At 51.0% G+C, this 15,755-nt stretch carries 12 protein-coding genes; 3 read left to right on the top strand and 9 right to left on the bottom strand.

Features of this window, described 5'->3' with window-relative positions:
- The first annotated feature begins 630 nt into the window (after nucleotides 1–630).
- Entirely contained in the window at nucleotides 631–2,214 is a 1,584-nt protein-coding gene (locus LG381_RS12595) for a TerC family protein (protein ID WP_225762980.1), read from the top strand.
- 67 nt (nucleotides 2,215–2,281) lie between these two features.
- Here LG381_RS12595 and asmA read toward each other — a convergent pair whose 3' ends face one another.
- The 3 genes from asmA to udk all read right to left on the bottom strand — a co-directional run bounded on the left by asmA (nucleotide 2,282) and on the right by udk (nucleotide 5,471).
- Nucleotides 2,282–4,135 (bottom strand): outer membrane assembly protein AsmA, encoded by a 1,854-nt coding sequence (gene asmA / locus LG381_RS12590; RefSeq protein ID WP_225762483.1) that lies wholly within the window; start codon nucleotides 4,133–4,135, stop codon nucleotides 2,282–2,284.
- Between the two features lie 21 nt (nucleotides 4,136–4,156).
- Entirely contained in the window at nucleotides 4,157–4,738 is a 582-nt protein-coding gene (gene dcd / locus LG381_RS12585) for a dCTP deaminase (protein WP_001234767.1), read from the bottom strand.
- 91 nt (nucleotides 4,739–4,829) lie between these two features.
- A complete protein-coding gene (udk, locus tag LG381_RS12580; RefSeq protein WP_000132077.1) occupies nucleotides 4,830–5,471 on the bottom strand; it encodes a uridine kinase in 642 nt (213 codons plus the stop codon).
- Between the two features lie 318 nt (nucleotides 5,472–5,789).
- On the opposite strand from udk, the gene LG381_RS12575 reads away from it, so the two are divergent.
- Nucleotides 5,790–9,107 carry a diguanylate cyclase gene (locus LG381_RS12575; RefSeq protein ID WP_225762482.1) on the top strand — a complete coding sequence of 1,106 codons (3,318 nt, stop codon included), beginning with the start codon at nucleotides 5,790–5,792 and terminating at the stop codon, nucleotides 9,105–9,107.
- Between the two features lie 79 nt (nucleotides 9,108–9,186).
- Here the strand turns inward: LG381_RS12575 and alkA are convergent, their stop codons facing one another.
- Entirely contained in the window at nucleotides 9,187–10,035 is an 849-nt protein-coding gene (alkA, locus tag LG381_RS12570; RefSeq protein ID WP_225762481.1) for a DNA-3-methyladenine glycosylase 2, read from the bottom strand.
- Between the two features lie 133 nt (nucleotides 10,036–10,168).
- On the opposite strand from alkA, the gene yegD reads away from it, so the two are divergent.
- On the top strand, nucleotides 10,169–11,521 hold the full coding sequence (gene yegD / locus LG381_RS12565) for a molecular chaperone (RefSeq protein WP_105289984.1): 1,353 nt from the start codon (nucleotides 10,169–10,171) through the stop codon (nucleotides 11,519–11,521).
- A 12-nt stretch (nucleotides 11,522–11,533) separates the two neighbouring features.
- Here the strand turns inward: yegD and LG381_RS12560 are convergent, their stop codons facing one another.
- From LG381_RS12560 to LG381_RS12540, 5 genes are all read right to left on the bottom strand, one after another.
- A complete protein-coding gene (locus tag LG381_RS12560) occupies nucleotides 11,534–13,474 on the bottom strand; it encodes a helix-hairpin-helix domain-containing protein (protein WP_222680312.1) in 1,941 nt (646 codons plus the stop codon).
- Nucleotides 13,471–14,232, bottom strand: coding sequence for a PP2C family serine/threonine-protein phosphatase (locus LG381_RS12555; RefSeq protein ID WP_225762480.1), 762 nt, complete (start codon nucleotides 14,230–14,232; stop codon nucleotides 13,471–13,473). The genes LG381_RS12560 and LG381_RS12555 overlap by 4 nt, the downstream gene beginning before the upstream one ends.
- Nucleotides 14,229–14,888 (bottom strand): VWA domain-containing protein, encoded by a 660-nt coding sequence (locus tag LG381_RS12550; RefSeq protein ID WP_000003183.1) that lies wholly within the window; start codon nucleotides 14,886–14,888, stop codon nucleotides 14,229–14,231. Before LG381_RS12550 ends, LG381_RS12555 begins: the two co-directional genes overlap by 4 nt.
- A 217-nt stretch (nucleotides 14,889–15,105) precedes the next feature.
- On the bottom strand, nucleotides 15,106–15,162 hold the full coding sequence (locus LG381_RS12545; RefSeq protein WP_100692412.1) for a type I toxin-antitoxin system Ibs family toxin: 57 nt from the start codon (nucleotides 15,160–15,162) through the stop codon (nucleotides 15,106–15,108).
- 270 nt (nucleotides 15,163–15,432) lie between these two features.
- Nucleotides 15,433–15,489: a type I toxin-antitoxin system Ibs family toxin gene (locus tag LG381_RS12540; protein WP_148724593.1), complete on the bottom strand. Its 57-nt coding sequence runs from the start codon at nucleotides 15,487–15,489 to the stop codon at nucleotides 15,433–15,435.
- Between the last annotated feature and the right edge of the window lie 266 nt (nucleotides 15,490–15,755).

Below are 15,755 nucleotides of genomic sequence, written 5' to 3'. Positions count from 1 at the left end.
AGAGTAATTATCCTGTGCATTATTTATCGACATGCACATTTACCTTGCAGCTAATTGAATAAGAATTTAACTGGCATCAGTCCTAAAAAAATTGATTTCATCCGCAGGCTATTGACAGAATAATTCAGACTGGTCTTTCAGGCATCCAGACACGCTACCGCCCCTGGCTTTTTAGCTACCAATACACTGATTTAGTTTGGTTTTTAAAACCCTCTCAGCATACAGTCGTTTATGAGAAAGGGTTATTCAAGAAATTAACTTCCGAATATAAGGTAGCATTATGGTAATTGAATATTGGCTCTCCAATAATGCAGGAGGAAGTGTTACAGCTAACGGAATAGCAGGCAAGGTAACAATTCGACAATGGGCTATTTTTAAGAATTATAGTAAGTGTAATTTGTGGTGTTTTTTAGGAGTTTCTTTAGGTTGACAATATTTAATATAGCATCTCTATATGCGATATTTCTTAAATGATATTTTATTATTACCCCTTTTAATTCAGGGATAATGCAATGTTATAGTTCTCAAATAAAGTCAGATAAATAGTGCTGCAACATTGCATTTTTGCCCTGAATTATCCATGATCGAATTGTGACATTTGTCATACAACGAATAGGTTTTGTACTTACTATGGAATGGATTGCCGATCCGTCTATCTGGGCCGGGTTAATCACGCTGATTGTGCTCGAACTGGTCCTCGGCATTGATAACCTGGTCTTTATTGCCATCCTCGCCGAAAAACTACCGCCGAAGCAGCGCGACCGCGCACGGGTTACCGGGCTGCTGCTGGCAATGTTAATGCGCCTGTTACTGCTGGCGTCAATCTCCTGGCTGGTCACCCTGACTCAACCACTGTTCAGCTTCCGCTCATTTACCTTTAGCGCCCGCGACTTAATCATGCTGTTTGGTGGTTTCTTCCTGCTGTTCAAAGCCACGATGGAGCTGAACGAGCGACTGGAAGGGAAAGACAGCAATAACCCCACGCAACGCAAAGGTGCGAAGTTCTGGGGTGTGGTGACGCAAATTGTGGTGCTGGACGCCATCTTCTCACTCGACTCGGTGATTACCGCCGTCGGGATGGTCGACCATTTGCTGGTCATGATGGCTGCCGTCGTTATCGCTATCAGCCTGATGCTGATGGCAAGTAAACCGTTAACGCAATTTGTTAACAGTCACCCGACGATCGTTATTCTCTGCTTAAGTTTCCTGTTGATGATTGGCTTTAGCCTGGTGGCGGAAGGTTTCGGCTTCGTCATTCCGAAAGGCTATCTGTACGCTGCGATTGGTTTCTCGGTGATGATCGAGGCGCTCAATCAGTTAGCCATCTTTAACCGGCGACGTTTTCTTTCCGCTAACCAGACCCTGCGCCAGCGCACCACCGAAGCGGTAATGCGCCTGTTAAGCGGGCAAAAAGAAGATGCGGAACTGGACGCCGAAACCGCATCAATGCTGGTGGATCATGATAATCAGCAAATCTTTAATCCGCAGGAGCGGCGGATGATCGAGCGGGTGCTTAATCTTAACCAGCGTACCGTCAGCAGCATCATGACCTCGCGCCACGATATCGAGCATATCGATCTCAACGCGCCGGAAGACGAGATCCGCCAGTTGCTGGAGCGAAATCAACATACGCGTCTGGTCGTTACCGATGGCGATGACGCGGAAGATTTGCTTGGTGTTGTTCACGTTATCGATCTGCTACAACAGTCGCTGCGCGGCGAACCGCTCAATCTGCGGGTGTTGATTCGCCAGCCGCTGGTTTTCCCGGAAACCTTGCCGCTGTTACCTGCCCTGGAGCAGTTCCGTAATGCCCGCACGCACTTTGCTTTTGTGGTGGATGAGTTTGGTTCAGTGGAAGGGATTGTGACATTAAGTGACGTCACCGAAACCATTGCTGGTAACTTACCGAACGAAGTGGAAGAGATCGACGCCCGCCATGATATTCAGAAAAACGCCGACGGTTCCTGGACGGCGAATGGTCATATGCCACTGGAAGATCTGGTGCAATATGTGCCGCTGCCGCTGGATGAAAAACGTGAATATCACACCATCGCCGGGCTGCTGATGGAATATTTACAGCGTATTCCAAAACCTGGCGAAGAAGTTCAGGTGGGGAATTATTTGCTCAAAACGTTACAGGTGGAAAGCCATCGCGTGCAGAAGGTGCAGATTATTCCACTGCGTAAGGAAGATAATTTGGAGTACGAGGTGTGATGGTATGTAGGCCTGATAAAACGCGTAAAGCGTTGCATCAGGCCTACAAATTATATCATCTGGAAATTTACATCTTCTCCAGCAACTTCTTCACATCTTTGCCATTGCGGGAATCTTTATTGCGCTCAGCCCAATCGTGCAAGCGACGTTTGGCTTCATCCTGTAAGTGTTTGCGCAGTAACTGATCCACTTGCAGGCTGTAATTGAGTTGCTGCCAGTTGCCGTAAACCCGCAGCGGTACTGGCGTTTCTTTGAGGAAATCAATCAGTTTGCTTTCTCCGTTCCAGCCGCCAATGACGCGAATGTCAAACAGGGTATCGCAGGTCTGCTCTGCCAGATTCAACGTGCCTTCCCCTGTCAGTGCCAACACCGGCGATTGACCTTGCATGTCGTTTAACGTCACGAGGCCATTATGTAACGTGAGATCGGTCGTAAAGCGGTCGAGACGAGTCACATTATCGAAGTTTTCAGCGGCCTTCACATCACCGCCGTTACGTTCTACCGCTTGCTGAATCATCTGCTGGAAGTTCATCCCTTCCATGCGCGTGTCGGTCATTTCAACATGCGCTTGCCCTTGCCAGTTGTGGCGGAATGCGTCGGCATCAATATCAGCGCCAGAGAAGTCGCCAGCCAGAGACATTTTTCCGGTTAACGAAATCGGATAGTTAAATGCCTTCAGAATGGTGCCAATCTCAACGTTCTCCAGCCGTGGCTGGAAGCTTATACGTGGATTTGTTGATGTCGCGTCCAGCGTCCCCGGCAGCGATACCTGTCCACCGTTGAGTTTGCCTTGCAGTTGGGTGATTTCCAGCAAACCCAATTTATTGGTCATTTGCGTAGCAACATCAGTAAAATTCATCCCGCGCCAACGCACGTTACTGGCCTGCAACAAAATATCAGCCGCAAAACCTTTTAACCCCTGATAGGCCGGTTCATCAATACGCGAGGAAATGACCGGACGCGGCAGCATTGGCTGGTTCTGCCCCTGTTGCGTGGTTCCGTTTTCACTGTTAACGGCTTCATTAAGCGGTATGAGATTATCAAGATTCAGTTGCGAAAACTGCAATCTTAACAACCATTCGGGCTTTTCAGTCAGCGTGACCTGCGCTTGTCCACTAAGCGCGCTGTCATTCGCGGTCAAATTGATTTGATTAAATGAAAGGCGTTTATGTGGCTCTTGCCACTGAGCCTGGAAGCTCCCCTGCCCCTGAATACCTTGCTGTGGCAGATCTGCGCCTTGCAGCTGCCAGCTAATTTGCTCAATGGCTGCGGTTAAATCATGCGGATAATCAGAAGCATCCACCGTGCCCTTGAGAGATAACGTGAGATCGCGCTGATCGCGGTTAACCCGCCCGGAGAACTCAAACGAACCGCGATGCTGTGGATCTTGTTCCATTTGCAGACGGATATTGCGAATCGTCACCTGCTCGTCATCTTCATGCTGGAACACCAGCAGACTGTCCGCCACTTTCAGACTGGAGATATCAAACGACCAGCCGCGATTTTCTGCCAGATCCGGCAACGTATTGTCGCGCGGCGCAACAGGGGCATCGTCACGACGAACCGCTTCCGACTGTGGCGTAAGTTGAATTACCGCGCCTTTCAGCATCACCTGCTTAACGCTCAGTTGATGACTCAATAACGGCAATAACGCCACATCAAGGCGCATATTATCGGCGCGCACCAGTGGCTGGCTCGCGCCCTGGGCGGTGAGGGACATTCGCCCGGAGAGGATACTAAGCTGCGGCCAGACGTGCCAACGCAGCGGCCCATCCAACTGCAATTGATAACCACTACGTGCAGCGACCTGCTTGACCATATAGTCGCGGAAATCATTCGGATTCACCAGCAACACTAACGCAGATAATCCGGCCACCAGCACGACCAGGATTATCATCAGGGTCGTCAGAAATCGTCTCATGGTATCCTCAATGAGCCTGAATTAGTCTTTATCGATTCGGCTGGCAACCGCGCCCTGCTGGTTGCGATATTTCGCATCTTCACGACGGTTGTATGGTCGCGCCGCCGGGCCGGAAAGCGGCTCAAAACTTAACGCGCCAATTAACATGCCCGGACGCAGCGCCAGCGGCAATTTACCGGAGTTGTAAAACTCAAGCACGATGCAGCCAGACCAGCCTGGATCGATACGGTGAGCGGTAACGTGAACCATCAACCCCAGACGCGCCAGTGAGGAGCGCCCATCCAGCCAGCCCACAAGATCGGCAGGCAGCGTGACCGACTCCAGCGTCACCGCCAGCGCCAGTTCTCCCGGATGGAGATAAAACGCCTCGCCCTCGTCGAGCACGATTTCATCGCTCATCACCCGATCGAGCGCGGCGCTCACTTCATCTTTGGGACCGCTCAGATCGATAAACGCTGCCGTGTGACCACGGAAGGTACGAAACTTATTGCCCAAGCGCACATCTACCGTCGCGCCATTAATACGCTCCACCGGCGGACGTGGGTTGATCGACAAACGGCCTTCATCAAGCCAGGCTTCAATATCTCGGTCACACAGACGCATGGCATTTTCTCCTTTCGCGCATCACTCCCTTAACGCCAATTACGTCAAGGGCATACCAGGTTATCACTGAACGGTACACAATTTATCAAGCTTATTCAAAGAACTGACTTATTTTCGCTTTCAATATATCGATCGCGATGCGGTTTTTACCGCCGCGCGGCACGATAATGTCCGCATATTGTTTGGAAGGTTCAATGAATTGCAGGAACATCGGACGCACCGTTTTTTGATATTGTGCCATTACAGAATCCATCGAACGCCCACGCTCGTTAACGTCGCGCTTGATGCGGCGCATCAGGCAGATGTCCAGTGGGGTATCAACGAAAATTGAGAAGTTAAGTTCGTCACGCAAACGCGCATCCGTCAGCAGCAAGATGCCTTCGAGAATAATGACTTTCTTCGGCTCAACCTTCACCGTTTCTTTCATACGCGTATGTTCAACGTAGCTGTAAACCGGCAGGTCGATAGCCGAGCCGCGTTTCAACGCTTGTAAATGTTCAAGCAACAGACTGTGATCCATCGCGCTCGGATGGTCATAGTTGGTCTTAACGCGTTCTTCCATCGACAGATGGCTTTGATCTTTGTAGTAACAATCTTCCGGAATAACGCCGATGTGTTCATCACCCACTTGTTCACGTAATTCACGATAAAGGGTACTGGCAATGAGACTCTTGCCGGAAGCCGATGCGCCAGCAATACCGATAATGACGCACTGATGAGACTGATCAGTCATAAATTTAGCGACCTGATTAACCTGGATGTTAGGAAGGGGGCGCCGAAGCGCCAAACGCGGCAATTATAGGGATTTCATCCGCCTGATACCAGTCGAATAGCGTTGCCGCACACTTAGAGTTAATTGTTGACGATCAATTCCCTGACGCAAATTTAATTGTTCGGTTTTAACGCAAGGTAAAAAATGTTGTGTAAAGTTGCACAAATTATCTGCCACCACGTCACTTTATGAACAATCCGCATATAAAATGTAAAACTTTTGTACTAGCATAAACACAGATACTAATACTGACGACCTGGTCATACGGATAGAGCGGTAATGAGTAAACCATCACAACGTGTTTTAATTACCCTGCCTCATCCCCTGCTTCACCTCGTCAGTTTAGGTTTAGTCTCATTCATCTTTACCCTTTTCTCGCTTGAGCTTTCACAGTTCGGTACGCAACTTGCGCCACTCTGGTTCCCCACGTCCATTATGATGGTGGCATTTTACCGCCATGCCGGACGGATGTGGCCGGGAATCGCATTGGCCTGCTCGCTGGGGAATATCGCCGCATCCGTACTGCTCTTCTCTACCAGTTCGCTGAATATGACGTGGACGGCAATCAACATTGTTGAGGCCGTCGTGGGGGCAATGCTGCTGCGGAAATTGCTGCCGTGGTATAACCCACTGCAAAATCTGGCTGACTGGCTACGTCTCGCATTTGGCAGCGCCATCGTGCCGCCAGTATTGGGTGGCGTGCTGGTTATCCTGCTGGTATCAGACGACGATCCGCTTAGAGCATTTCTAATCTGGGTACTTTCCGAATCAATCGGCGCACTGGCGCTAGTACCGCTAGGATTGTTATTTAAGCCACATTACCTGCTCCGTCACCGTGATCCACGGCTGTTGTTTGAAACACTACTAACATTAGCCATCACGCTGACGTTAAGCTGGCTCTCGATGCTATATCTACCGTGGCCTTTTACTTTCATTATTGTGCTACTGATGTGGAGTGCCGTGCGCCTGCCACGGATGGAAGCCTTTTTGATCTTCCTCACTACAGTGATGATGGTGTCGCTGATGATGGCGGCCGATCCGACTTTACTTGCCACGCCGCGAACCTACTTGATGAGTCACGTACCGTGGCTACCATTTTTGCTGATCCTGCTGCCCGCCAACATCATGACCATGGTGATGTACGCCTTTCGCGCTGAACGCAAGCATATTTCAGAAAGCGAAACCCGCTTTCGTAACGCTATGGAATATTCCGCCATCGGCATGGCATTAGTGGGCACCGAGGGGCAATGGCTGCAATCCAACAAAGCGTTATGCCAGTTTCTCGGTTACAGCCAGGAAGAGTTGCGCGCCCTCACCTTCCAGCAACTTACCTGGCCGGAAGATCTCAATAAAGATCTGCAACACGTTGAGAAGCTAATTAGCGGTGAAATAAATACCTACTCGATGGAGAAACGTTATTACAACCGTAATGGCGACGTTGTCTGGGCGCTGCTTGCCGTCTCGCTGGTACGCCACACCGATGGCACGCCGCTCTACTTTATTGCGCAGATTGAAGACATAAACGATCTTAAACGCACCGAACAGATTAACAAACGCCTGATGGAGCGGATAACGCTGGCTAATGAAGCGGGTGGGATTGGCATCTGGGAGTGGGAACTGAAGCCGGATATTTTTAGTTGGGATAAGCGGATGTTCGAGCTATATGAAATTTCGCCACATATCAAACCGAACTGGCAGGTGTGGTATGACTGTGTGCTGCCGGAAGATCGCCAACACGCCGAAAAAGTGATTCGTGATTCATTACAGGCTCGCTTGCCCTTTAAGCTGGAATTTCGCATCACCGTGAAAGACGGTATTCGTCATATCCGCGCCCTCGCCAATCGGGTGCTGAATAAAGAAGGCGAAGTCGAACGATTGCTCGGTATTAACATTGATATGACCGAAGTGAAACAGCTGAACGAGGCGCTGTTTCAGGAAAAAGAGCGCCTGCACATTACGCTGGATTCCATCGGCGAAGCCGTGGTCTGTATTGATATGGCGATGAAAATTACCTTTATGAATCCGGTTGCAGAGAAGATGAGCGGCTGGACACAAGAAGAGGCGTTGGGCGTTCCACTATTAACAGCGTTGCAAATTACATTTGGCGACAATGGGCCGTTAATGGAGAACATTTACAGTGCCGACACGTCGCGTTCCGCTATTGAACAAGATGTCGTTCTCCACTGCCGCAACGGCGGCAGCTACGACGTCCATTACAGCATTACGCCGTTAAGTACGCTGGATGGCAGCAATATTGGTTCGGTACTGGTCATTCAGGATGTGACTGAGTCACGCAAAATGCTGCGCCAGCTTAGTTATAGCGCCTCCCATGATGCCCTGACGCATCTCACTAACCGTGCCAGTTTTGAAAAACAACTGCGAATACTGCTGCAAACGGTAAGCAGCACGCATCATCGACATGCACTGGTGTTTATCGATCTTGATCATTTTAAAGCGGTGAATGACAGCGCCGGGCACGCGGCGGGTGATGCTTTACTGCGTGAACTGGCGTCGTTGATGCTCAGTATGTTGCGCTCCAGCGATGTGCTGGCGCGACTCGGCGGTGATGAATTTGGTCTGTTGCTACCGGACTGTAATGTTGAAAGTGCCCGCTTTATCGCCACACGCATTATCAGTGCGATTAATGACTATCACTTTATGTGGGAAGGCCGCGTGCATCGGGTAGGTGCCAGCGCAGGGATTACCCTTATCGATGACAGCAATCATCAGGCGGCAGACGTGATGTCGCAGGCCGATATCGCCTGTTATGCTTCGAAAAATGGTGGGCGTGGTCGGGTGACGGTTTACGAACCACAGCAAACTGCCAAACATAGCGAACAGGCGATGATGTCACTCGATGAACAGTGGCGGATGATCAAAGAGAATCAACTGATGATGATCGCCCACGGCGTCGCTTCACCACGAATCCCGGCTACGCGTAATTTGTGGCTGATTTCGCTTAAGCTCTGGAGTAGTGAAGGTGAGACTATTGATGAACTGGCATTTCGTCGTAGTTTCAGCGATCCGGCGCTCAATCACGCCCTTGATCGTCGGATATTACATGAGTTTTTCCAGCAGACAGCAAAAGCGGTTGCCAGTAAAGGCTTAAGCATCGCCCTCCCCCTTTCCGTTGCCGGGTTAAGCAGCGCCCCGCTGGTGGATAAACTGCTTAAGCAACTGGAAAGCAGTTCCCTACCGTCACGGTTATTACATCTGATTATTCCGGCTGAAGCGATTTTCGACCACGCAGAAAATATGCATAAATTGCGGCTGGCAGGCTGCCGGATCGTGCTCAGTCAGGTGGGGCGCGATCTGCAGCTCTTCAACACACTGAAAGCAAATATGGCGGATTATCTGCTGCTCGACGGTGAGTTATGCGCCAGCGTACAGGGTAATTTGATGGATGAGATGCTGATATCGATCATTCAGGGTCATGCCCAGCGGCTGGGGGTGAAGACCATCGCGGGGCCAGTAGCGTTGCCGCTGGTGATGGATACGCTTTCCGGCATGGGTGTTGATCTGATTTATGGCGATGTCATTGCCGACGCTCAGCCTCTGGATTTGCTGATTAATAGCAGTTATTTCGCGATTAACTGAGTATTGCCTGATGCGACGCTGACGCGTCTTATCAGGTCTACAATTCGCTCATTCCCCAGACTGGATAAGACGACCAGCATCATACTTCTTCTGGTTGCCAGCCTTCCGTATACCAGATATGCAACAGCGCATAAGAACGCCAGGGTTTCCAGCGTTCGGCATAACGGCGGATTTGTGCCGGCGTCATTCCTGGAAATCGCTGTTTAATCAAATAATCATCCGGCAGGAAAACATCTTTCGCTTGCCAGCCACGCAAGGCGAAATAATTCGCCGTCCAGCGCCCAATTCCAGGAAATGTTTGCAGCGTTTTCATCGCTTGCTCAACGTCGCCCGGCATTTTCATCGGTAAGGAGCCATCCAGTGCCGCATTGGCTAAATGAATCAGCGCCTCTGCCCGTTTCAACGGCATCCCCAACCCTTTTAGTGCCTGCGGGTCGGCTGCTGCCAGTCGTTGGGGCGTGGGAAAGCAGACATATTCAGGGAAATCATCCAGCCGTTCGCCATAAAGCTGCGCCACTTTGGCAGTCAATTTTGCTGCCATCGCCACGCTCACAAGTTGGCCTAAAACCGCGCGCACGCCCTGCTCAAAAGCATCAACACTCCCGGGCAGACGTAGCCCTGGCCGCGCAGCGCCTAACTCGCCCAATGCACCGTTAACAATCTGCGGATTACATTGCAGATCAAACAGGCGGCTCATTTTCGCCAGGCACTCGGTCGCTACCGCTTCTAATCCCGAACTTACATTCACTTGCAACGTATTAGTTTCGACATCAGGAACCACCGTTATCACGCCGCGATGTTCGCCCACCGCCAGACTACGGGCATAATAATTGTCCGTGACTGTTTCTACGCCACTCACCGCACGGGCGGCAAGAAATCCCAACATCCACGACCAGTCATACGGCGGCTGCCAGTTCAGGGTATACATCGCATCTCCTTTTTTATCCGCTTTCAGCATAAACGTTATTCAGACGCTGCGCTTTGCTTTCATATTCCGGTTGTCGCGACGGCAACATTTCGCTAAAGTCACGCCCCTTCTTCACCGGCATGGGGATTATTTCGTGTTTATTGGTTTTGATTACGGTACAGCAAACTGTTCAGTGGCGGTGATGCGCGACGGTAAACCGCAGATGTTGAAAATGGAAAATGACAGTACGCTGCTGCCTTCAATGCTTTGCGCACCAACGCGTGAAGCAGTAAGCGAGTGGCTGTACCGCCATCATGATGTTCCGGCAAACGATGATGAAACGCAGGCGCTGTTACGTCGGGCGCTTCGTTATAACCGCGAAGAAGATATCGACGTCACGGCGAAAAGCGTGCAGTTCGGTCTTTCCTCACTGGCGCAGTATATTGATGATCCGGAAGAAGTGTGGTTTGTGAAATCACCGAAATCGTTCCTCGGTGCCAGCGGGTTAAAACCACAGCAGGTGGCGCTGTTTGAGGATCTGGTCTGCGCAATGATGTTGCACATTCGCCAACAAGCGCAGGCGCAACTGCCAGAAACAATTACCCAGGCAGTCATTGGTCGTCCAATCAACTTCCAGGGATTGGGCGGCGATGAAGCAAACGCCCAGGCGCAAGGGATTCTGGAACGTGCGGCGAAGCGTGCCGGATTCAAGGATGTGGTATTCCAGTACGAGCCGGTGGCGGCAGGGCTGGATTACGAAGCCACCTTGCAGGAAGAAAAACGCGTACTGGTGGTGGATATCGGCGGTGGTACTACTGACTGTTCATTGTTGCTGATGGGGCCGCAGTGGCGTTCGCGTCTCGATCGTGAATCCAGCCTACTGGGTCACAGTGGTTGCCGTATTGGTGGTAACGATCTGGATATCGCGCTGGCATTTAAACATCTGATGCCGCTGCTGGGCATGGGTGGCGAAACCGAAAAAGGTATCGCCCTGCCGATCCTACCGTGGTGGAATGCGGTTGCCATCAACGACGTACCTGCGCAGAGTGATTTCTACAGTAGCGCCAACGGTCGCCTGCTTAACGACCTGGTACGCGACGCCCGCGAGCCAGAGAAAGTCGCCCTGTTACAGAAAGTCTGGCGGCAACGTTTAAGTTATCGTCTGGTGCGCAGCGCGGAAGAGTGCAAAATAGCCCTTTCAAGCGCAGCGGAAACCTGCGCGTCGCTGCCGTTTATCGGTGACGAACTGGCAACGTTGATTAGCCAGCATGGACTGGAAAGCGCCCTCAACCAGCCGCTGGCGCGGATTCTGGAACAGGTGCAACTGGCGCTGGATAACGCCCAGGAAAAACCAGACGTCATCTATCTGACAGGTGGTAGCGCCCGATCGCCGCTGATTAAAAAGGCACTGGCGGAACAGCTGCCGGGCATCCCGATTGCAGGTGGCGACGACTTTGGCTCCGTCACCGCCGGGCTGGCGCGCTGGGCAGAAGTAGTATTTCGTTAAATAAGAAATGGCTCAGCAGCGGCTTAAATCTGCCTGCGCCTGAGCCAGTTTTCCTGCCGCCTGATGTAACGGCGCCATCAACGGCATGGTGCGTGCGGGAGCATGAAGGCGAAATCGCTGTAACTCTGCCGCGCCCTCTGTCAATGCGGCTTCCAGCCGATGACGTTTGGCGGTCATTTTCGCCATTACCGCTTGTCTGTCTGCTGGCGTTACCGCTTCGTTCGGCCTGAAAACAAAACGGCGTTCGCAACTCGCTTTCCAGTCGATAACCGCCTGGGTCAGGTGATCACCAAAACCTTTCACTTGTTTAACGCCGCGCCGGGTCACATCTGCCGCTGTTTCGATACCAAAGGAACGTAACGCCGCTTTACGCGCGGGACCAACGCCGGGAATAGAGGCAACATCAATAAAAAACCCCTCCAGAAACTTCTGCTTCTGGCGTTCCCTTGCGGTGTTGTGAAGTGCTGTCAACTCGCGTTTTTCGTCTTCCGGCAATCCCAAAAGCTCGTCCTTCATTTTTTCAAGCATCGTCCGTTTGGCGATAAAACCTTCCAGCCCACCCACCTGCTGGATCTGGTTAACTAAATGATCATAGTCCATTTTTGCACGATTAAACGCCTCACGGCGTTGCTGGATTTCTGCTTTGTACGCTTTGCTTGTCAGGCTGCCAATAATCCAGATAGCCGCCAGCACAGGAACTAAAATAATATAACGCGGTTCAGCCTGAAGGCCGCAAAGCAACAGCGATAACGCTGACAGTGCGATCTCAATCAGAATGATGTATTCACTCCGTAACAGGCCTAAAGGAAGCGGCCTGCCAGTCGGTTGGAAGTGATCGGGTAATGGCAGTTGCAATGCTGGCGGTGCTACTGATGCCATCACCATCGCCCAGACTTTCGCCAGCACAAAATCCCCGCCGGTGGTAACAACCTCTTCGCCGAGATCAATAAAATAGATAACGCCTTGATTATCCAGCGCACACCACGGGCAGTCGGTCAAATGACCGGGGTAAACATGCATTACCGAAGCAGTACATTTCTTTAACTGTTGGCGTAAAGAATCCAGTGCCGCTACCCACGCTTTTGCCGTCGGACGCGCGGTTGCCACGCCACTTTCGGTGAATGCCTGCTGAAACATGCCTTCAACATCACCCGGTAACATCGATAGCGGAATAGATCGTGGCGGCGGTTTTAAGCCACGTCGCTGATTGTCTGATGCATAGGCATAACGGAAATGAGCAATATCCTTCTCCAACGCATTACCCGCTTCGGCAATAAGCGGTACACCGGAATAAGGATGCCGACCACCAAACAAGACGTGAAAAATCAGCAACGCAAGGCCAAAATTATCGTGATTTACGGTGCGCTCAAATCCAACAAATGACGGCAAGGTTTGCAGCTCTGGCGGCGTAAAATGCGACACGCCGACTTCGCATAAATGCAGCGTGCCATTAGCGTTAATCTGAAAGGAGTCGCTGTCGATCAACACCACTTTGCTGTCACGGCCTACCATAAAGCTGTTCTGGTTTACGTCACCCACGACATGCCCGTGCTCGTGAACCGTAGCAAAAGATGAAGCAATATTGCGCGCAACATAGAGTAGAAAATCCCATGCACAATGAGGGTAACGTTGACGACGATGTGCCGGGCTATAGATCATATGAATCGGTTCTTTGCCGGAGACTTTCGGCATCATAAAACCGATAACTTTTCCGCCTCGTCCAGCGTGAAGCGTTGACTGCGGCCAGGCGACATAATTGAGCAACTGTGCGTCAGCTGTCGCAGCCATAAAGGCAAGTTTGTCCCGTTTTAAGGCGGGTGGCGGCGTGTGATAAATCTTGGCGACGCTATCGACAAACTCATTGATATCATAAACCGCGCCTTCGCCGCCTTTGCCTAATTCATGACCTGGCGTCACGCAATCGCCAGCTGCGGTATATATAGTTGATTTCACGGCAACCACATGGCCAGCGCCAGCGTTTTATCATCATCGGTGCGTTCATTCACTGCGGGGCAGGACAAAAATTGCTTTAGCAAATCTGGCAATATATCGCGTTGTTCTGACGTTGCTGACGCCAGTCCATTGAAAAATGGCGCAAAGAAAGGTACATGGGGAGAATTTTCCATCATATTTAACGCCAGCCGCTGAATACCGTCCGTAAATGCAGCCACTTTTATCGCCTGCGCATCGCAACTGTAAGTCTCAAGGCGCGTGACAGCATCTTCATCAGTAATGAAATAGGTCATATTGGCATATTCGCCATTCATCGGCGTTAGTGGTAGCTGTAGCCCTTCACCAAAATCCACCACCACGCCACCATCGCCAATCTGCATAATCAACGTGCCGGTCGCTGATGATATAACGCCCAGAAAAGTACAGGAAAAATCACGAACCGCCAGTTCTTCAGCTTGTGCACGGGCACTAATACGGTGGCGAATTGCCAGCACAATATCTGTCGCAAGCACATCATTCAGAGCACATTCACCACCCTGTACTTTTTGCATCATAAACGCCATCGCTTCATTGACGGCGAGCGTCGCGCCTTCGCCACCCTGCGAAACGCTACCTGCACCATCAGCAAGGAACATCACCAGTAACGGTTGCTGGTCGTTTAGCCAGACAACCTGCATCTGGCAGGCATCCTGGCAAGGTAAGTCCGCGCTGATATGCGACGTTCCGACGGCTGATGAATAGACCAGACGCCAGCTCACACTGACGTCCAGCCTTTTGGCGCTTCCAGTACAACTTCCGTTCCCGGCGTGGAGCGGGAAACCGAACGTAGCGAACTGGATAACCAGCTAAACAGTTCACGGAATTGTAATCCCTGCAACGGCAAAGGCTGACGGACGCTGATTTGTGCCAGAGTATTCATATCAGCCCCCTGAACACCGATGGTAAAGAAGGCAAACTTCTTATCTTCTTCTCCCTGAAACACTTTACTGGCAGCAGCCTGCCACTCATCGGTTGGCGCGCCATCGGTGATCAAGAAAATCCACGGGCGATAATACGAAATACCATTTGCACGGTACTCACGTTTCCGCTCCTCAACCATATTCAGGGCTTTGGTAATTGCAGCGCCCATTGGCGTATTGCCCTGAGCAAACAAGATGGGCGGGAAAAAGTTAGCGGCGCTGGTAAATGGTTGTTCCACATGCACCGGGCCGAAAGTCACAATGCCGAGTTCCACTCTTTTTAAGGCCAGCGGATCGGCAAGCAGTTCATCGCGAAAGGTCACCAATCCTGCGTTAAGTTCGTTAATGGGTCTACCGCTCATCGAGCCAGAAACATCCAGCAGCAAAATACAGGGGCAACGTGGTTCCGGGTTACTGGCAAAATCGCTGGTGGCAAACGTGATTTGTTCGCTCATAAGAAATCCTTTCTTAGAGAATTATTGAGATTCGGTATCATACCGAGAGCAATAATAAATTTAGAGCAAGCGAAGATACTTTCAGAATTAAGCCCGGCGGCGCAGATAAGTTTGCTATTCGCCTCGCAAGAACGTGGGCTTACAGATTGACAATAAGGGTGGAGTAACATAAGTTCAGGAGTGAGGGTAGAGCGGGGTTTCCCCCGCCCTGGTAGTCTTAGTAAGCTGGCCAGCTAATGACTAAGAGCACCACGATGATGAGTATCTTCATCATGACCCTTTCCTTATTTAGGCCCCTTCCTCGGGAGGGGCTTTCCCGTTTCAGCGTCCCGCTGAAATCGTCGGCTTACCTCCTTTCGCCATGTACGCAGTCTATCGCTGACTCGCGGATAACATAGTTTCATCTGTGATTATTGCGTAACGACTCGCAAAGAATATTTGCTGGCAGGCTCGCAGACGGCAAAGCCTGCGGATTGACAATCTGACCGTGAAGGCATATTTTCAGGAGTGAGGGTAGAGCGGGGTTTCCCCCGCCCTGGTAGTCTTAGTAAGCCGGTAAGCTAATCACTAAGAGCACCACGATGATGACTAACTTCATCATGACCCTGTCCTTATTTAAGGCCCCTTCCTCGGGAGGGGCTTTCCCGTTTCAGCGTCCCGCTGAAATCGTCGGCTTACCTCCTTTCGCCATGTACGTAGTCTATCGCTAACTTGCAGAGAAAATAGTTTCCTGCGTCATTACTGGATGCGCGCTCGCAAAGTGCACCACCATTCAGACTATTCGCGAAACTGTTTCATAATTCCTCCATTTTTCTCCCTTATTGACTGGCTACACTAGTAACATTGCGCGAAACGTTTCAGGAAGAG

Source organism: Escherichia sp. Marseille-Q3837, assembly GCF_916618735.1.
Classification (GTDB): Bacteria; Pseudomonadota; Gammaproteobacteria; order Enterobacterales; family Enterobacteriaceae; genus Escherichia; species Escherichia ruysiae.
Note: the sequence above shows the minus strand (reverse complement) of the source record. Positions and strands in the feature narration are given on the sequence as shown.